At 69.1% G+C, this 16,451-nt stretch carries 17 protein-coding genes and 2 pseudogenes; 9 read left to right on the top strand and 10 right to left on the bottom strand.

Going from position 1 to position 16,451, the window contains the following annotated elements; all coding sequences use genetic code 11:
- Window positions 1-7: 7 nt before the first annotated feature.
- Both ASD47_RS09090 and ASD47_RS09085 read left to right on the top strand, forming a co-directional pair.
- Complete coding sequence (locus tag ASD47_RS09090) at window positions 8-934, top strand: acetyl-CoA carboxylase carboxyltransferase subunit beta (protein ID WP_056754768.1); 927 nt, start codon at window positions 8-10, stop codon at window positions 932-934.
- A gap of 116 nt (window positions 935-1,050) precedes the next feature.
- A complete protein-coding gene (locus ASD47_RS09085) occupies window positions 1,051-2,364 on the top strand; it encodes a folylpolyglutamate synthase/dihydrofolate synthase family protein (protein WP_056754765.1) in 1,314 nt (437 codons plus the stop codon).
- A 4-nt stretch (window positions 2,365-2,368) separates the two neighbouring features.
- On the opposite strand, the gene ASD47_RS09080 is transcribed toward ASD47_RS09085, so the two are convergent.
- Window positions 2,369-2,644 carry a hypothetical protein gene (locus tag ASD47_RS09080; protein ID WP_056754762.1) on the bottom strand — a complete coding sequence of 92 codons (276 nt, stop codon included), beginning with the start codon at window positions 2,642-2,644 and terminating at the stop codon, window positions 2,369-2,371.
- Window positions 2,645-2,868: 224 nt separating this feature from the next.
- On the opposite strand from ASD47_RS09080, the gene ASD47_RS09075 reads away from it, so the two are divergent.
- Window positions 2,869-3,228, top strand: coding sequence for a glycine zipper domain-containing protein (locus ASD47_RS09075; RefSeq protein WP_056754760.1), 360 nt, complete (start codon window positions 2,869-2,871; stop codon window positions 3,226-3,228).
- A 67-nt stretch (window positions 3,229-3,295) separates the two neighbouring features.
- Here the strand turns inward: ASD47_RS09075 and ASD47_RS09070 are convergent, their stop codons facing one another.
- Genes ASD47_RS09070 through ASD47_RS09055 form a run of 4 tightly spaced genes read right to left on the bottom strand, consistent with a single transcriptional unit; the run spans window position 3,296 to window position 5,326 of the window.
- The gene (locus ASD47_RS09070) at window positions 3,296-3,808 is read right to left on the bottom strand and encodes a DsbE family thiol:disulfide interchange protein (protein ID WP_056754756.1); all 513 of its coding nucleotides are present in this window, start codon (window positions 3,806-3,808) and stop codon (window positions 3,296-3,298) included.
- Complete coding sequence (ccmD, locus tag ASD47_RS09065; protein ID WP_056754753.1) at window positions 3,805-3,972, bottom strand: heme exporter protein CcmD; 168 nt, start codon at window positions 3,970-3,972, stop codon at window positions 3,805-3,807. The genes ASD47_RS09070 and ccmD overlap by 4 nt, the downstream gene beginning before the upstream one ends.
- 3 nt (window positions 3,973-3,975) lie before the next feature.
- A complete protein-coding gene (ccmC, locus tag ASD47_RS09060) occupies window positions 3,976-4,722 on the bottom strand; it encodes a heme ABC transporter permease CcmC (RefSeq protein WP_056754748.1) in 747 nt (248 codons plus the stop codon).
- A 49-nt stretch (window positions 4,723-4,771) separates the two neighbouring features.
- A complete protein-coding gene (locus ASD47_RS09055; RefSeq protein ID WP_056754745.1) occupies window positions 4,772-5,326 on the bottom strand; it encodes a Spy/CpxP family protein refolding chaperone in 555 nt (184 codons plus the stop codon).
- A 143-nt stretch (window positions 5,327-5,469) separates the two neighbouring features.
- Between ASD47_RS09055 and ASD47_RS09050 the strand changes: the two genes are divergently transcribed.
- Both ASD47_RS09050 and ASD47_RS09045 read left to right on the top strand, forming a co-directional pair.
- Window positions 5,470-5,820 carry a DUF3147 family protein gene (locus tag ASD47_RS09050; RefSeq protein WP_056754742.1) on the top strand — a complete coding sequence of 117 codons (351 nt, stop codon included), beginning with the start codon at window positions 5,470-5,472 and terminating at the stop codon, window positions 5,818-5,820.
- 164 nt (window positions 5,821-5,984) lie between these two features.
- On the top strand, window positions 5,985-6,881 hold the full coding sequence (locus ASD47_RS09045) for a DMT family transporter (protein ID WP_056754739.1): 897 nt from the start codon (window positions 5,985-5,987) through the stop codon (window positions 6,879-6,881).
- A 20-nt stretch (window positions 6,882-6,901) separates the two neighbouring features.
- Here ASD47_RS09045 and ASD47_RS28175 read toward each other — a convergent pair.
- The 3 genes and pseudogenes from ASD47_RS28175 to ccmA all read right to left on the bottom strand — a co-directional run.
- Window positions 6,902-7,002 (bottom strand): annotated as a pseudogene (locus ASD47_RS28175) (hypothetical protein); the annotation flags it as partial.
- Between the two features lie 29 nt (window positions 7,003-7,031).
- Entirely contained in the window at window positions 7,032-7,697 is a 666-nt protein-coding gene (ccmB, locus tag ASD47_RS09040) for a heme exporter protein CcmB (RefSeq protein ID WP_056754736.1), read from the bottom strand.
- On the bottom strand, window positions 7,694-8,308 hold the full coding sequence (gene ccmA, locus ASD47_RS09035; RefSeq protein ID WP_056754733.1) for a heme ABC exporter ATP-binding protein CcmA: 615 nt from the start codon (window positions 8,306-8,308) through the stop codon (window positions 7,694-7,696). Before ccmA ends, ccmB begins: the two co-directional genes overlap by 4 nt.
- A gap of 193 nt (window positions 8,309-8,501) precedes the next feature.
- Here ccmA and acnA point away from each other — a divergent pair, with 193 nt between their 5' ends.
- From acnA to ASD47_RS09020, 3 genes are all read left to right on the top strand, one after another.
- Window positions 8,502-11,189 (top strand): aconitate hydratase AcnA, encoded by a 2,688-nt coding sequence (gene acnA, locus ASD47_RS09030; protein WP_056754730.1) that lies wholly within the window; start codon window positions 8,502-8,504, stop codon window positions 11,187-11,189.
- A gap of 178 nt (window positions 11,190-11,367) precedes the next feature.
- Window positions 11,368-12,084, top strand: coding sequence for a thioredoxin family protein (locus tag ASD47_RS09025; RefSeq protein ID WP_056754727.1), 717 nt, complete (start codon window positions 11,368-11,370; stop codon window positions 12,082-12,084).
- A 703-nt stretch (window positions 12,085-12,787) separates the two neighbouring features.
- Entirely contained in the window at window positions 12,788-13,114 is a 327-nt protein-coding gene (locus ASD47_RS09020; RefSeq protein ID WP_056754723.1) for a DUF2794 domain-containing protein, read from the top strand.
- 87 nt (window positions 13,115-13,201) lie between these two features.
- On the opposite strand, the gene ASD47_RS09015 is transcribed toward ASD47_RS09020, so the two are convergent.
- Window positions 13,202-13,957, bottom strand: coding sequence for a Bax inhibitor-1/YccA family protein (locus tag ASD47_RS09015; protein ID WP_056754721.1), 756 nt, complete (start codon window positions 13,955-13,957; stop codon window positions 13,202-13,204).
- 146 nt (window positions 13,958-14,103) lie between these two features.
- Between ASD47_RS09015 and ASD47_RS09010 the strand changes: the two genes are divergently transcribed.
- Window positions 14,104-15,156 (top strand): aldo/keto reductase, encoded by a 1,053-nt coding sequence (locus tag ASD47_RS09010; RefSeq protein ID WP_056754719.1) that lies wholly within the window; start codon window positions 14,104-14,106, stop codon window positions 15,154-15,156.
- Window positions 15,157-15,290: 134 nt separating this feature from the next.
- Here the strand turns inward: ASD47_RS09010 and ASD47_RS09005 are convergent.
- Window positions 15,291-16,374: pseudogene (locus tag ASD47_RS09005) on the bottom strand (ISAs1 family transposase).
- Between the last annotated feature and the right edge of the window lie 77 nt (window positions 16,375-16,451).

The raw sequence follows: 16,451 nt of genomic DNA, 5'->3' as shown, positions 1-16,451 counted from the left end.
GAAGGCTATGGCGATGGCTGAACCCCAGGGGCCCAAAAAGGGCGACAAGACCAAGATCGCGACCGAGCGGCGCGGCGGCTGGCTGTCGCGGATCGCGCCCGGCGTGCGCGGCGCGTTCGCCAAGCGCGAGACGCCCGAGAACCTGTGGGTCAAGTGCCCCGACACCGGCGAGATGATCTACCGCTCCGACCTGGACGCGGCCCTGTGGGTCACCCCGGCCGGACGCCACATGCGCATCGGCCCCGAGGCGCGGTTCAAATACACCTTCGACGACGGCGTCCACGAGGTCCTGCCGACCCCGGCCGTGGTCGAGGATCCGCTGAAGTTCTCAGACGGCAAGTCCTACAAGGACCGCCTGGCCGCCGCTCGCAAGGCGACCGGCGAGCAGGACGCCATGGCCATCGCCTTCGGCAAGGTCGGCGGCGTCGACACCGTGGTGCTGGTCCAGGACTTCGCCTTCATGGGCGGTTCGCTGGGCATGGCCGCGGGCGAGGGCTTCATCGCCGCCGCCGAGGCCGCGATCACCCGCCAGGTTCCGCTGGTGGCCTTCACCGCCGCAGGCGGCGCGCGGATGCAGGAAGGGGCGCTATCCCTGATGCAGATGGCCCGCACCACCCTGGCCATCAACGCCATGAAGGACGCCGGCCTGCCCTATGCGGTGGTGCTGACCGACCCGACCACCGGCGGCGTCACCGCCTCCTACGCCATGCTGGGCGACGTGCACTTGGCCGAGCCGGGCGCCCTGATCGGCTTCGCCGGCCCGCGGGTGATCGAGCAGACCATCCGCGAGACCTTGCCGCCGGGCTTCCAGCGCTCGGAATACCTGGTCGAGAAGGGCATGGTCGACCGCGTGACGCACCGCAAGGACCTGCCGGCCGTGCTGGGCTCGATCCTGGGCACGCTGATGATGGGCCGGGCGCTGAAAGCGGCTTGATCCACGTTCGTGAGCGATCCTCGTCCTTCGACAAGCTCAGGATGAGGATCGAATTTGGCGCAGAGTGAGCAATAGCCCTCATCCTGAGCTTGTCGAAGGACGAGGGCGGACCCTCCATGACCGACCACCTCCGCGCCCATGACGCCGCGCTGGCCCGGCTGCAGGCCCTGCATCCCAAGCTGATCGACCTGTCGCTGGACCGCATGGTGCGGCTGTGCGCCGCCCTGGGCGATCCGCAGAAGAGGCTGCCGCCGGTGATCCATGTGGCCGGCACCAACGGCAAGGGCTCGACCGTCGCCTATCTGCGGGCCATGGCCGAGGCGGCCGGGCTGAGGGTCCACGTCTTCACCTCACCGCACTTGGTGCGGTTCGCCGAACGCATCCGGCTGGCGGGGACGCTGATCACCGACGAGCACCTGGCCCAGGTGCTCGAGCGCGTCGAGGCGGCCAACGCCGGCCTGCCGATCACCTTCTTCGAGATCACCACCGCCGCGGCCTTCCAGGCCTTCTCCGAGGTTCCGGCCGACCTTTGCCTGGTCGAGGTGGGGCTGGGCGGGATCCTGGACGCCACCAATGTCGTCCTGCCCGCGGTCAGCGTGATCGCCCCGATCGACATCGACCACCGCGAGTTCCTGGGCGACACCCTGGCGGCCATCGCCCAGGAAAAGGCCGGGATCATCAAGCCCAACACCCCCGTCGTCTCGGCCCGCCAGCAGGAGGAGGCCGAGCGGGTGGTCGAACGCGAGGCCGACCTGTTCGAGGCGCCCCTGACCCTGATGGGCCGCGACTTCGACGCCTGGAACGAACGCGGCCGGCTGCTGGTCCAGATGCAGGATCGCCTGCTGGACCTGCCGGCCCCGGCCCTGCCGGGCGAGCATCAGTTCGCCAACGCCGGCCTGGCCGTGGCGGCCTTGCTGACCCTGAACGATTCGCGCGTCGACGAGGCCGCCATGGCCCGGGGGATCGCAGCCGCCACCTGGCCGGCCCGATTCCAGCGATTGACGGCCGGTCCCCTGGCGGAGCGGACCCGGGCGGACGGGGCGGACCTCTGGCTGGACGGCGGCCACAATCCCCATGCGGGCCAGGCGGTGGCCCGGGCCCTGGGCGACTTGGCGGCGCGCGACGGGCGGCCCGTGGCCCTGATCTCCGGCCTGCTGGCCAACAAGGACGCCACGGGGTTCTTCGCGCCGTTCGCACCGCTGAAGGCCAAGGTCTTTTCCGTGACGTTCGAGGGCCATGCCGCGGCCAGCGCGGCCCAGACGGCGGCGGCGGCGGAACTGGCCGGCCTGCGGGCCCATGCCTGCGACAGCGTCGAGGCGGCGCTCGACAAGGCGCTGGCGCTCGAGCCGACGCCGCACGTGCTGATCTGCGGCTCGCTCTACCTGGCGGGCGAGGTGCTGGCGATGAGTCCGGACACCTGGCCGGTCTAGACGTCTAGACCAGGATATTCAGCAGCGAGCCCGGGCGCAGGATCTTCTGTGGCTGCTCGGCCGGCTGGACGAACGGCCGGGCCGGCGGCGGACGCTGCGGTTGGGCCTGGGTCTGCAGCTGGACGGCGATCGGCGGGGCGGTGGGTCGGGCCGCGGCGGCGTCGCTGACGGCCGCCTGGAAGAACGCCGCCGCGCGCGAGCCGCCAGCCGCCGACGAGCCTTGCGCTGAGGCGGGTCTCGGTGGGACGGACGGCAGGCCGGTCGGACGGATCGTGCTCATGGACGCGACTCTATCATGGTTAATGCAAGGTCGGCGAGCATGGTCAACGCGCGGTTAATGGTCGCGGCTCCGTTCAACGAAACACGGCCAAAACCGGACGCCAACCTGAACGCCAGATGAAAGTCGGGTTGCCGACGCCGTTCAGGCGGCGGGGCGTAGGGTGTCCTCAAGATCGATCGGATCGGGGCCGGTCGGACATGAATTTGAATGGAAAGGGACACCCGATGCGTACCGCCACCAAGACCACCCTCTCGATGATCGCCGCGGCCACGGCCGCCCTGAGCCTGGTTTCGGCCCCGAGCTTCGCCTCGGCCCATGACGGCCGCTACTACCGCGACCACCACCGCTACGAGTCGCGCTACGACAGCCGTTACGATCGTCGCTATGACAGCCGCTACAGCCGCTACGACAGCTGCCGCTCGCACCGCAAGAACGGCAAGGCGACCGGCGCGGTGATCGGCGCCCTGGCCGGCGGCCTGCTGGGCAACTCGGTCTCGAACGGCAACCGCACTCCCGGCACCCTGCTGGGCGCGGGCGTCGGGGCCTATGCCGGCAGCCAGATCGGCAAGGGCCATCGCTGCTAAGCCGCAGCCGTTCTAGACAGACCAGAGGCCCGGACCGCGAAAGCCGTCCGGGCCTTTTGGCGTCCGGCTAGCGCAGCTTGGCCAGCATCTCCTCGACGTCGGCGTCGGTCAGGGGGCCACTGTGCTTGGCCAGGATCACGCCGTCGGCCCCGACCAGGAAGGTCTCGGGCACGCCGGTGACGCCGAACTCGATGCCGGCCCGGCCGTTGCGATCCATCAGCTTGACGGCGAACGGGTCGCCCAGTTCGCCCAGGAACGCCTGGGTGCGAGCGGGCTCGTCCTTGTAGGCTACCCCGACCAGGGTGACGCCCCGGGCCTTCAGCGCCATCAGCTGCGGAGCCTCGACCCGGCAGGGGGCGCACCAGGAGGCGAAGAAGTTGATCAGGCGCGGTCCCTTCGGCGCGTCGCGCACGGCGACCATCGCCCCGGTGTCCAGGTCGGGCAGGGTCACCGCAGGGACGGGCTTGCCGACCAGGGCGTGGGGCTGGACATGCGGATCGTGCTTGAGAGCGTAGCCGGCGAACAGCACGCCCAGGCCGACCAGCACGACCAGCGGCGCGAAGCCGATCCAGCGCCTCACGGCTTCCTCGCGTCCCGCTGGGCCTGGAGCCGTTCGGCCTCGCGCCGCCAGCGACGGGCCGAGGCCAGGCTGTCGGCGATCATCCAGACGAAGGCGCCGGCCGTCAGGGCGAAGGCCGGCCAGACATAGACCGCGTACTTGCCGGCGTCGAAATCGAAGTGCATCGGCTAGCCTTCCGCCTGCTGCAGGGCCAGGGCGCGGGCCTTGCGCCGCCAGACCAGGGCGCGTATCCGAACCAGCCACAGCGCGCCGAAGGCCGACAGATAGGCCAGGCTCATCACCAGCATCGGCCAGGCATAGACCGCCGGCAGGCCGTTGCCCGGCTTGGCGAACAGGGTGGAGCTGCCCTGGTGCAGGCTGTTCCACCATTCGACCGAGAACTTGACGATCGGCAGGTTGATCAGGCCGACCAGGGCCAGGATGGCGGCGGCCCGGGCCGCCTTCTGCTCGTCCTCGAGCGCCGAGCGCAGGGCCAGGTAGCCCAGGTAGAACAGCAGCAGCACCAGCACCGAGGTCAGGCGGGCGTCCCACACCCACCAGGTTCCCCACATCGGCTTGCCCCACAGCGATCCGGTGGCTAGGGCCAGGGCGGTGAAGGCCGCGCCCAGCGGGGCGCAGGCCACGGCGGCGGCGTCGGCCAGGGCGTGGCGAAACACCAGGGCCAGGAAGCTGGCGATCCCCAGGCACAGATAGACGAACAGCGACAGCGAGGCGGCCGGCACGTGGATGAACATCATCCGCACGGTGTCGCCCTGCTGGTAATCCTCCGGCGCGGCGAAGGTCAGCACCAGGCCCACGGCGGCCAGCACCGCGGCGACTACGCCGAACATCGGCGCGGCCCAGCGCGAAAAGGCCATGAACCGCTCGGGGTTGGTCAGGAAGTCCAGCGGATGGTGTGGATCACGGGCGCCCATGTCCCGAGCCTTAGAAGACCTGGAGGGCGCCCGCAATCGTGGAGGCTACCTAGTCCGCCTTCGGCCGGGGCGGCATTCCGCCCGGACCGCCCTTGAAGTGGCGGAATTCGGCGCGGCGCATCATCGGGCCGTGGCCGCCGGCCATCGGGCCCAGGGCGTCGAAGGCCTTTTTCTGGCTAGGCGACAGGGCGGCGTAGAAGGCGCGGGTGGCGTCGATCCGCGCCCTGGCGCGGCCCAGGCGCTCGGCCTCGCGATCCAGGCGTTCGGGCGTGGTCGGCGGCCGGCGCGGTGTGTCGACCGCTTCCCGCTTCGGATGGTCCTTGGTCCAATCCTTGGGCGCGACGGCGTCCAGATAGGCCTTCAGGGCGCCGTCCTGGTCGGCGCGCAGCTGCAGCACGTCGCGCAGATGCTGGGCGTGGGCTTCGGGGTCGAGGCGGTGGTGGCGCATCATCGCCGGCGGTCCGCCGGGACCGGCCGGGCCGTCGTCGGTCATGGGCGGGGGACCGGGCGGCGGGGGACCGTCCTGGGCGACGGCGACCGCCGCGCCGGAAAACGTGAAGACGGCCGCGGCTATCAGGGCGAGGCGGCTGGGCTGCAGGCGCATGGGTTGCTCCAAGGGATTGTTCCTGGAGCGGAACCTCGAGTCCGCGTGTAACCCGGGAATGTCAGGATCACCGGCGAATATTGCAGAACTGACGGACGCCGCGATGCATAAACACCTCGCCGCCGTCCAGGGAGACCCGCGCGATGCTGCACCTGCTGGCCAAGGCCGCGATTTCGGGCGTGATCATCGCCCTGGTGTCCGAGATCGCCAAGCGCCAGCCGGGCTTCGGCGCCCTGGTCGCCTCGCTGCCGCTGATCTCGATCCTGGGCATGCTGTGGCTGTGGCGCGACACCCATGACGTCAAGCGGATGGCGACCCATGTCGAGGCCACCTTCTGGTACGTGCTGCCGTCCCTGCCGATGTTCCTGATCGTGCCGGCCCTGCTGCGGCGGGGCGTGAACTTCTGGATGGCGCTGGGGGCCGGTTGCGCGGTCACCATCGGCCTCTATCTGACGATGACGGCGATCGGACCGCGGTTCGGGCTGAAACTCTAGCGGTTCATGAGCCGCCCTCGTCCTTCGACAGGCTCAGGATGAGGGCTACTTTTGCAGCGGTGGCATTCGAATTCCTCATCCTGAGCTTGTCGAAGGACGGGGAATTCGCCCCCTAGCGCTCGGTGTTGACACAACTCGGCACGAACACGGTTAGAAGCCCGGTCATGAACCGCTCCAACAAACGCATCGCCTTTCTCGCCCTGATCGTCTCCGGCCTGTGCTGGGGCCTCGGCTTTCCGCTGGGCAAGCTGGTGCTGCGCGAGACCGACTCCGCCCACATGGTGCTGCTGCGCTTCGTGGTGGCGGCGGTGGTGGCCGCGCCGTTCGCCCTGCGCAGCGCCGAGACCCGGGCCCTGTTCCGCTCGCCGGTCGTCCTTCTGGCCGGCGCGCTCTATGGCATCGCCTTCATGGTGCAGTTCGAGGGCCTGGCCCATGTCAGCGTCACCCTGGCGGCCCTGCTGGTCGGGGCCATGCCGGCCCTGATCGCCATCGCGGCCAAGCTGCTGGGCGAAAAGGTCAGCCGCGCCTCGTGGGCCGGGGTCGCCGCCGCGACCCTGGGGGCCGCCCTGATCGCCGGCAAGCCCGACGGGGCCGGCTCGCCGCTGGGCGTGGCCCTGTCGCTGGGCTCGCTGTTCATCTTCCTGGCCTGGCTGACGGTGCTGCGCCGCGCGCCCAAGGCACCCAACGAGATGGCCATTCCTGCGGTGACGGTGATCGTCGCCGCCGTCACCGTGGCCCCGATCGCCTTCCTGATGCACGGCCCGCCGAGGCTGGACCTCAGCCCGGTCGCCTGGGGCGGCATCCTGGGTCTGGGCGTCCTGAGCACCCTGGTGGCCACCGCCGCCTGGCAGTTCGGCTCGGCCCGGGTCGACAGCGCCAGCGCCGGGGTGTTCATCAACATCGAGCCGCTGATGGGCGCCTGCGTCGGGGTGATGCTGTTCGGCGACCGCCTGACCTGGGCCCTGGCGGCCGGCGGGCTGATGATCATCGCCGGCAGCTTCGCGGTGGTGCTGGGCGAGCGACGGAGCCAGTCCGTCTGCGCCAGCGCGGGGCCGATTTAGGAGCGGCGGGAGACCTGGGAGCGTCCTCGTCCTTCGACAAGCTCAGGATGAGGACGAATTCGACGACGGTTCAAAAGAAACCCTCATCCTGAGCTTGTCGAAGGACGAGGGTTTCCGCCACTGAGCTTGGGCCGAGCCCTGGAGTTCAGCCTAATCCAGCGCATTCCGACAAGCCGCCGCCATGGCGATCGGTCCCAGCGCCACGGCCGCCGCCGAATAGGCCAGCAGCAGGAACAGGCCGCCGGTCCAGGGCAGGCCGCCGGCCAGGGCGTCCAGGGCGCCGGCCCCGAAGATCACCGGCGGCACGTAGAGCGGCAGGACGATCACCGCCACCAGCAGGCCGCCGCGCTTGCTGCCCAGGGCCAGGCTGGCCCCCAGCCCGCCCAGGAACGAGAAGGCCAGGCCCCCGGCCAGGGCGCAGGGGATCAGCAGCGGGATGATGGCCGGCGAGGCCCCCAGAGCCAGGGCGGCGATCGGAGCGGCGAAGGCCAGGGGCGCGCCCGCCGCCAGCCAATGGGCCAGGCACTTGGCCACGGCCACGATCTCGAGCGGCGCGGGACCCAGCGCCAGCAGGTCCAACGCCCCGTCCTCGAAGTCGCGTTCGAACAGCCGCTCCAGGGACAGCAGGGCGGCCAGGGCCAGGGCCAGCCAGGCGATGCCGGGGGCCAGGCTGGCCAGCCGTTCGGGCGCGCGGCCGGCGGCCAGGGGCAGTAGGGTGACCACGCAGGCGTAGAAGGCCAGGGCCAGCAGAGGACCACCGCCCTTGCCCCAGGCCAGAGCCAACTCGCGGCGCAGCAAGATCAGGAAGGCGTTCATCCCCCCACCTCCACCACCCGGCAGGGCACGGGCAGGGGGTCGTGCACGGCGGCCAGCACCATGCCGCCGCCGGCCAGGTGCTCGGCCATCAGGACGCCGAAGCCCTCGCGATGGCCGGCGTCCAGCGGGGCCATCGGCTCGTCCAGCAGCCACAGCGACCGAGGACTGGCCAGCAGCCGCGCCAGGGCCACGCGCCGCCGCTGGCCGGCCGACAGGCGGCGGACCTCCAGGTCGAGCAGGCGGTCCAGGTCCAGGCGGGTCGCCGCGTCGCGGGCCGAGGCCTCCGAGCCGCCCGTCCAGCGGGCCTGGAACAGCAGCTCCTCCCAGGCCGAGCGCGTCGATTTCAGGCCGTCGTGATGGCCGACCAGGTGCAGGCCGTCGGACCGCGCGACCTCGGCCTCCAGCGGGCCGGCCTCGCCGTCGAAGCCGATGACGCCCTGCGACGGCCGCAACAGTCCCGCCACCGCCCGCAAGAGACTGGTCTTGCCCGCGCCGTTGCGCCCGGTCAGCGCCACCGCCTGGCCGGCCGAAACCTCCAGGTCCAGCCCCGAGAACAGCCGCCGTTCGCCGCGAACAAGACTTAAGTCCTTGATGCGAATAGTTCTCAACATAGGCCGCAAGCCCTCAAGACCCTGCCCTGCGCATGGACGTTGCCCACGACGACGGCTAAGAAGCCCTCGGCCGTCACCCTCCGCATTGGATGGGGCGTACGCGGCGCGAGGATGGACGCTGTGGGTCCGCCTCGATCGCGCGATCCCTGGAGAGGTTTTCCGGCGGCCGTGGACAGAGAAGGGATCCTTCGAAATGGCGTCTGTAGACAGCCTCAAAACCCGCCGCGAACTCGTCGTCGGCGGCAAGACCTACGTCTATTACAGCCTTCGCGCCGCTGAGGAAGCCGGTCTGGCCGACGCCGGCAAGCTGCCGGTGTCGATGAAGGTGCTGCTGGAGAACCTGCTGCGCTACGAAGACGGCGTTTCGGTCAACGAAGCCGACCTCAAGGCCGTGGCCAACTGGCTGGACAACAAGGGCAGCGTCGAGCACGAGATCAGCTTCCGCCCGGCCCGCGTGCTGATGCAGGACTTCACCGGCGTTCCGGCGGTCGTCGACCTGGCCGCCATGCGCGACGCCATGGTGTCGCTGGGCGCCGACCCCGCCAAGATCAACCCGCTGAACCCGGTCGACCTGGTCATCGACCACTCGGTGATGGTCGACAACTTCGGTTCGTCCAAGGCCTATGACGAGAACGTCGCCAAGGAATACGAGCGCAACATCGAGCGCTACCGCTTCCTGCGCTGGGGTTCGTCGGCGTTCAACAATTTCCGCGTCGTGCCTCCGGGCACGGGCATCTGCCACCAGGTGAACCTGGAATACCTGGCCCAGACCGTCTGGACCGCCGCCGTCGACGGCGCCGAAGTCGCCTATCCCGACACCGTGGTCGGCACCGACAGCCACACCACCATGGTCAACGGCCTGTCGGTCTTGGGCTGGGGCGTGGGCGGCATCGAGGCCGAGGCGGCCATGCTGGGCCAGCCGATCCCGATGCTGATTCCGGAAGTCATCGGCTTCAAGCTGACCGGCGCCATGCCGGAAGGCGCGACGGCCACCGACCTGGTGCTGACCGTCACCCAGATGCTGCGCAAGAAGGGCGTGGTCGGCAAGTTCGTCGAATTCTACGGCGACGCCCTGGCCAACCTGACCCTGGAAGACCAGGCGACCATCGCCAACATGGCTCCGGAATACGGCGCGACCTGCGGCTTCTTCCCGATCAGCGCCTCGACCGTGGCCTATCTGAAGGGCACCGGCCGCGACGCCGCCCGCGTCGCCCTGGTGGAAGCCTACGCCAAGGAGCAGGGCCTGTGGTGGGAGCCCGGCGTCGCCGAGCCGACCTTCACCGACACCCTGGAGCTGGACCTGTCGACCGTGCTGCCGTCGCTGGCCGGCCCCAAGCGCCCGCAGGACCGCGTGCTGCTGACCGAGGCCGCCGGCAAGTTCGCCGAAAGCCTGGCCGGTGAGTTCGGCAAGGCCGAGGCCCCCGCCGCCCGCGTGCCGGTCGAGGGCGAAAACTTCGACGTCGGCCACGGCGACGTGGTCATCGCGGCCATCACCAGCTGCACCAACACCTCCAACCCCTCGGTGCTGATCGCCGCCGGCCTGCTGGCCAAGAACGCGGTCGCCAAGGGCCTGAAGGTCAAGCCGTGGGTGAAGACCTCGCTGGCCCCCGGCTCGCAGGTGGTCACCGACTACCTGCAGAAGGCCGGCCTGACCAAGCATCTGGACGCGCTGGGCTTCAACCTGGTCGGCTACGGCTGCACCACCTGCATCGGCAACTCGGGTCCGCTGCCCGAGAACATCAGCAAGGCCGTCAACGACGCCGACCTGGTGGCCTGCTCGGTGCTGTCGGGCAACCGCAACTTCGAAGGCCGGGTCAATCCGGACGTCCGCGCCAACTACCTGGCCTCGCCGCCGCTGGTGGTGGCCTACGCCCTGGCCGGCTCGATGAAGATCGACCTGACCACCCAGCCGCTGGGCCAGGACAAGAAGGGCGCCGACGTCTTCCTGAAGGACATCTGGCCCTCGAACGAGGACATCGCCGCCCTGCAGCGCAAGTCGGTCACCGAGAAGATGTTCGCCACCCGCTATGGCGACGTCTTCAAGGGCGACAAGAACTGGCAGGGGATCAAGATCACCGGCGGCCAGACCTACGCCTGGGAAGGCGACTCGACCTACGTCCAGAACCCGCCCTATTTCCCCAACATGTCGATGACCCCGACCCCGGTCACCGACATCGTGGAAGCCCGCGTCCTGGCCGTGTTCGGCGACTCGATCACCACCGACCACATCAGCCCGGCCGGCTCGATCAAGAAGACCAGCCCCGCTGGCCAGTACCTGATCGACCACGGCGTCGACCCGCTGGACTTCAACGGCTACGGCGCCCGTCGCGGCAACCACCAGGTGATGATGCGCGGCACGTTCGCCAACATCCGCATCCGCAACAAGATCACCCCGGACATCGAAGGCGGCGTGACCAAGCACTTCCCCTCGGGCGAGGTGATGTCGATCTACGACGCGGCCATGAAGTACCAGGCCGAGGGCCGTCCGGCCGTGGTGTTCGGCGGCAAGGAATACGGCACCGGCAGCTCGCGCGACTGGGCCGCCAAGGGCACCAAGCTGCTGGGCGTCCGGGCGGTGATCTGCGAGAGCTTCGAGCGCATCCACCGCAGCAACCTGGTCGGCATGGGCGTGCTGCCGCTGCAGTTCGTCCAGGAAGGCTGGCAGAAGCTGGAACTGACGGGCGAGGAGATCGTGTCGATCCGCGGCCTGCAGGACCTGGCGCCGCGTAAGCAGCTGATCGTCGAGCTCTACCGCCCGACCGACGGCCGCATCGCCCGCTTCCCGGTCCGCTGCCGCATCGACACGCCCACCGAGCTTGAATACTTCAAGAACGGCGGCGTGCTGAACTACGTGCTGCGCAACCTGGCCAAGGCCGACTAAGGGCCCCGGTCAGGGCGCCTTCAGCGCCGGACAAAATCAAGCCGGGTCCGAAAGGGCCCGGCTTTTTCCTTGCCGCACGGCCGGCGCACCCTGCAGTTGACGGTTTTTGTGCGGAAAGCCCGCCTTCACGGCCTCGTGAACGGCCATCTTCCGCGATCTTGGCTTAAGTGCCCCGCACATGCGTCAGGCCCTGCTCTCCGTTGTTCTCGCCACCCTCGCGGGTTTTTCAGCCGCGCCCGCCTTCGCCGCGAAACCGCCGGTGGTCGTCGAGCTGTTCACCGCCCAAGGTTGCTCGTCCTGCGGCAAGGCCAACCAGGTCGTCGCCGACATGGCCGACGACAAGGGCGTGCTGGCCCTGACCTATTCGGTCGACTACTGGGACTATCTGGGCTGGACCGACACCTTCGCCAAGCCCGCCTTCGCCGCTCGCCAGCGCGCCTACGCCACGAAGTTCTCGCTGCGCGACGTGCCGACCCCGCAGGTGGTAGTCGCCGGCCGCCAGCAGGCGTCCGGCGCCAAGGCCGAAGCCGTCGAGACCCTGGTCAAGGAGGCCGCCAAGGCGCCCTCCAACCCGCCGGACATGGAATTCGTCGGCGACGGCGCCCGCGTCGCCGTCGGCTCGGGGCCCGCGCCGCGCGGCGGGGGCGAGGTCTGGCTGGTGCGCTACGATCCGCGCGAGCAGGACATCGCCGTCAAGCGCGGCGACAACCGCGGCCAGACCCTGGTCCACCGTAACATCGTGCGCGAGCTGGTCCGCCTGGGCCCCTGGAACGGCCGGCCCAGGCTGTACCGTCTGCCGGCGGCGGGCGACGAGGCGCTGAAGACCGTAATCCTGGTGCAGGGCGCCAAGGGCGGCCGGGTGATCGGCGTGCTGCAGGAAGCGGCGGAGAAATAGAAAACCCTCTCCCTTTGGGGGAGGTGTCGGCGCAGCCGACGGAGGGGGGGAGTTGTCGAATCGTCGATTCCTGAGCCGCCCTCGCAACACTCCCCCCACCGATCGCTTCGCGATCGCCTCCCCCATAAAGAAAGGCCCGCGCGGGGAGGGGACACCGCGCGGGCCTCTTAGGGGGAGGGGAATATCTAGACCGTCGGCCGACCGGAGCCCGGGTCGGGGGCTGGGGGGCAATCAGGGTCCGAGCCGGGACGTCCGATCAGCCGACAATGATCTTATGGCGGGCCAAGCCGGCGCTCGAAGGGCGTGATCAAGGTCGTTTCGCGGCGGTTCGTGTCCGCCATGTGTCGCCCGCCTGCATCGGCGGCCAAGCCGTGTGACGCGCACGCGAAAACCCCGCGTGGAGAGGGGCGCCACGCGGGGTTCTGAGCGGGTAGTGCAGAGAGTTGTCTGTCGGCCGATCGGCCCACGATCAAGGGGGCTGGGGGGGCTGTTCAGGATCCTGAACCGCAGGATGTCCGATCAGCCGACAGCCTCAAGATGGAGAGCCAAGCGGGCGGCGGCGGGTCCAAATTAAGGTCATTTCGTGTCCGCCGGAGCCGGGCCGGACATTATCAAGCGCGACTGTAGCGTGGCCGCAACGCTGGCGAGGGGCGTGCACGGCGCCGCTCGCATCCGGGCCCGATTTGGGTTTAGGATTCGGCCGATGGCCCTGGATTCCCGCCCCGCCGCCGGCGTCGTTTTCTTCGAGCGCCGCGAGATCGACCAGCTCCTGCGGCTGTATGGCCGGATGGTCGCCGCCGGCGAGTGGCGCGACTACGGCATGGCCGGGACGATCGACCACGCGGTGTTCTCGGTGTTCCGCCACGCGGCCGAGGCCCCGCTCTACCGCATCGAGAAGCGCCCGGCCCTGGCCCGCAAGCAGGGCCAATGGGCGGTGATCGGCCAGGGCGGCCTGACCCTGAAGCGCGGCCACGACCTCGGCCAGGTGCTGCGGATGTTCGACAAGGGCCGGTTCAAGGTGGTGGATTAGAGCCGCCCTGCGTCCTCGGAGCCTCTCAAGCAAAAAGCCCCGGCGGTTTCCCGCCGGGGCTTTCGCGTTTCAGGTCCGAACCCGGATCTAGCGGCGCGAGCCGAAGATGCTGAGCAGGAATTGGAACAGGTTGATGAAGTTCAGATAGAGGTTCAGCGCGCCGTAGTTGGTGGCCACCGCCATCGAGTCGCGATCGACGCCCACCATCTGGTAGTAGTTCATCTTCAGGTTCTGGGTGTCGTAGGCGATCAGGCCCGCGAAGATGAACACGCCCAGGATGCTGATGATGAAGCTCAGGCCCGGCAGGTGCAGGAACATCTGGGCCAGCGAGGCCAGCACCAGGCCGATCAGGCCCATGATCAGGAAGCTGCCGAAACCGGTCAGGTCTTTCTTGGTGGTGTAGCCGAACAGGCTGAGGCCGCCGAAGGCGATGGCGGTGATCAGGAACGTCGTGAACACCGACTGGATCTGGTAGACCAGCAGCCACAGGCCCAGGCCCGCGCCGATCGAGGCCACCAGCGCCCAGTACAGCGCGCCCGAAGAGCGGGCGGTCGGGTTGCGCATGGCGAAGATCGACACCAGGATCATGGCCAGCGGCGCGAAGCGCAGCACCATGCCCAGCACCGTGAAGCCGACAAGACGGCCCTCCGGGGTCTGGATGTAGAGCAGGTTGGCGACCGGCGCATAGGCGGTCGTCAGGTAGGCCAGGGCGGCGGAAAGCAGAAGACCCAGCGCCACCTTGTTGTAGACGCCAAGCATGAAACTACGCAGGCCGGCGTCAACCGACATGTCGGCGCGATCCGCGGGGATCGAGCGCGCGTAGCCGCGGTTGAAGTCGTTCATCGGGTTAAGGCCCTTCGAAAAAACAGCGCGCCCATCTTGGACGCTTCCCGAATATCGGGGCCCCGCGAGTATCATGCAAGATGTTGCGCTTTCCGTGGCGCGCGCCGCCCTTAAGATGAATCCGCAACATCCTTGAAAGGGGCGCCATGGACTACGTCGAACTCGGCCGGACCGGCATCCAGGTCTCGCGCTGCTGCCTGGGCACCATGACCTGGGGCTCGCAGAACAGCGAGGCGGAGGCCCACCAGCAGATGGACTACGCGCTCGCCCAGGGCGTGACCTTCTGGGACACCGCCGAGATGTACGCCAGCCCGCCCAGCCCAGAGACGCAGGGGTCGACGGAGCGCCACATCGGGTCGTGGCTGAAGAAGAGCGGCAAGCGCCAGGAGATCGTCCTGGCCTCCAAGGTGGCCGGTCGGGGCACGGCGTTCGGCGGCCTGTCGTGGATGCGGCCCGACGGCGGTCCCACCCGCCAGACCAAGGCCCAGATCGACTACGCGGTCGAGCAGTCGCTGAAGCGCCTGCAGACCGACTATCTGGACCTCTACCAGCTGCACTGGCCCGACCGCCCGGTGCGGGTGTTCGGCGGCCAGACCTTCAAGGACTACGAGCAGGACTTCGAGGCGTTCGGCGACATCCTCGAGGCGCTGGACGCCCATGTGAGGAAGGGAACGATCCGGGCGATCGGCGTCTCCAACGAGTTCCCGTGGGGCGTGATGCGTTTCCTGGCCGAGGCGGAAACGCACGGCCTGCCGCGCATCGCCTCGATCCAGAACGCCTACCACCTGGCCAACCGCACGTTCGAATACGGCCTCGCCGAGATCGCCATGCGCGAGCAGGTGGGCCTGCTGGCCTATTCGCCCCTGGCCCAGGGCGCCCTGACCGGCAAGTACCTGGACGGCAAGCTGCCCGAGGGCTCGCGCAAGGCGCTCTACAACCGCATGCAGCGCTACGAGGGTCCCGGCGCCGAACCGGCGATCCGCGGCTATGTCGAGCTCGCCGCCCATTTCGGCGTCGACCCGGCCCAGCTGGCCCTGAAGTTCTGCGACACCCGCGCGTTCGTCACCGCCACCATCATCGGCGCCACCACGATGGACCAGCTGAAGACCAACATCGCCGCGTTCGACCTCACCTGGACCGAGGAGATGGAAAAGGCGGTCAACGCCCTGCACGCCCTGCAGCCGAATCCGTGTCCCTAAATCCTCCCCCTGTGGGGGAGGCGATCGCGAAGCGATCGGTGGGGGGAGTTTTAGGATCGAATGGCCGGGATATTGCGCCCTGCCGATAACCCCCCTCCGTCGGCTTCGCCGACACCTCCCCCAYAGGGGCAGGGCTATCGCATATGACCCAGGAGTGAGAGCAGGAAGGTTTCATCCCAGCCGGCGCGCTTGATCTTGGTCTTGATGGAACCCTTGCCGGGGTGCGGGGTGCTGTCGCAGGGTGTTGAGGGCGAGCTTTCGGATCAGGGCGAGGTTTTGCGGTGCGTTGTCCTTGCGGCTGCGCGAGGCGTCCTCCAGCAGGGCCACGTCGAGCACCCAGTGCAGCTGGTTCTCGATGGTCCAGTGGGTCTGGGCGACCTGGAGCATCCTTTCGGGGGACAGGAGCGTGGACAGCAGGAAGAAGCGGACGATGACCGGCTCGGGGGCGCCGGCCCGCTTGCAGTGGGTCTCCACGCGGGCGACGGCGGCCAGGCCGGGAAAGTCCATGTCCTTGGCGGGGACGACCAGGGCGGCGCGGCCCTCGATCCGGTCGTGGCCCTTGGCGGGGCCYTGGAGGGCCTCGTTGGTGGGATCGGCGGCGGCGAGCAGGGCCTGGGCCTTGGCCAGCAGGGTSGGTTGGTTGGCCTTCAGGGCCAGGGCGTAGTCGGCTCCGGTGTCCAGGATGGTCTGGGCGGTGTCGGCCCGGCAGTGCAGGGCGTCGGCGGTGACGATGCAGCCTTCCAGGCCCAGCAGGGCCAGGGCCTGCTGGGCGCCCAGCACTTCGTTGCGGCCCGGCGCCAGGCGCTGGCCGATCACCAGCCGGGCCTCGGCGGCCCAGACATTGACCAGATGCAGCGGCGAGGCCCGGCATCCGCGCTCATAGGCTCCGCGCAGAGCCTTGCCGTCGATCGCCACCACGCCCTTCAAGGCCCCGGCGAAGGCGGCGGTGAACTGGGCGAAGGCCGCTTCGAACGGCTCGGGCGCCAATCGGCGAAACACGCGGCTGAAGGTGTCGTGGCTGGGCGGACCGTGCTCCAGCTTCACCACCTGGCGCAGGAAATCCAGCTTGGCCCGCGCGAAGGCGGCCATGTCAGTGCAGTCCTCCGCCCCGCACAGCACCGCCGCCAGGGCCACGAACACCAACTCCAGAAGATCATGCCGAGCGTTCCTCGCCCGCGGATCCTCCATCGCCGAAAAACAAGCCGCGAACGTCTCCATCCGACCGTCTCCCTCTCACAAGGAGACACCCTCAGAATCCCGTTCGGACCAAAAATCCATATGCGATTCCCCTGCCC

Origin of the sequence: Caulobacter sp. Root1472, from assembly GCF_001426985.1 — a bacterium.
In the GTDB taxonomy this organism is placed as follows: domain Bacteria; phylum Pseudomonadota; class Alphaproteobacteria; order Caulobacterales; family Caulobacteraceae; genus Caulobacter; species Caulobacter rhizosphaerae.
Note: the sequence above shows the minus strand (reverse complement) of the source record. Positions and strands in the feature narration are given on the sequence as shown.

Coding starts and splice junctions, on each gene's coding strand:
- ASD47_RS09010 (WP_056754719.1), top strand. CDS start 14,104: ATGGACTACGTCGAACTCGGCCGGACCGGCATCCAGGTCTCGCGCTGC.
- ASD47_RS09050 (WP_056754742.1), top strand. CDS start 5,470: ATGCTGCACCTGCTGGCCAAGGCCGCGATTTCGGGCGTGATCATCGCC.
- ccmC (WP_056754748.1), bottom strand. CDS start 4,722: ATGGGCGCCCGTGATCCACACCATCCGCTGGACTTCCTGACCAACCCC.
- ASD47_RS09015 (WP_056754721.1), bottom strand. CDS start 13,957: ATGAACGACTTCAACCGCGGCTACGCGCGCTCGATCCCCGCGGATCGC.
- ASD47_RS09045 (WP_056754739.1), top strand. CDS start 5,985: ATGAACCGCTCCAACAAACGCATCGCCTTTCTCGCCCTGATCGTCTCC.
- ASD47_RS09025 (WP_056754727.1), top strand. CDS start 11,368: ATGCGTCAGGCCCTGCTCTCCGTTGTTCTCGCCACCCTCGCGGGTTTT.
- ccmB (WP_056754736.1), bottom strand. CDS start 7,697: ATGAACGCCTTCCTGATCTTGCTGCGCCGCGAGTTGGCTCTGGCCTGG.
- ASD47_RS09090 (WP_056754768.1), top strand. CDS start 8: ATGGCGATGGCTGAACCCCAGGGGCCCAAAAAGGGCGACAAGACCAAG.
- ASD47_RS09075 (WP_056754760.1), top strand. CDS start 2,869: ATGCGTACCGCCACCAAGACCACCCTCTCGATGATCGCCGCGGCCACG.
- ccmD (WP_056754753.1), bottom strand. CDS start 3,972: ATGCACTTCGATTTCGACGCCGGCAAGTACGCGGTCTATGTCTGGCCG.
- ccmA (WP_056754733.1), bottom strand. CDS start 8,308: ATGTTGAGAACTATTCGCATCAAGGACTTAAGTCTTGTTCGCGGCGAA.
- ASD47_RS09055 (WP_056754745.1), bottom strand. CDS start 5,326: ATGCGCCTGCAGCCCAGCCGCCTCGCCCTGATAGCCGCGGCCGTCTTC.
- ASD47_RS09080 (WP_056754762.1), bottom strand. CDS start 2,644: ATGAGCACGATCCGTCCGACCGGCCTGCCGTCCGTCCCACCGAGACCC.
- ASD47_RS09020 (WP_056754723.1), top strand. CDS start 12,788: ATGGCCCTGGATTCCCGCCCCGCCGCCGGCGTCGTTTTCTTCGAGCGC.
- acnA (WP_056754730.1), top strand. CDS start 8,502: ATGGCGTCTGTAGACAGCCTCAAAACCCGCCGCGAACTCGTCGTCGGC.
- ASD47_RS09085 (WP_056754765.1), top strand. CDS start 1,051: ATGACCGACCACCTCCGCGCCCATGACGCCGCGCTGGCCCGGCTGCAG.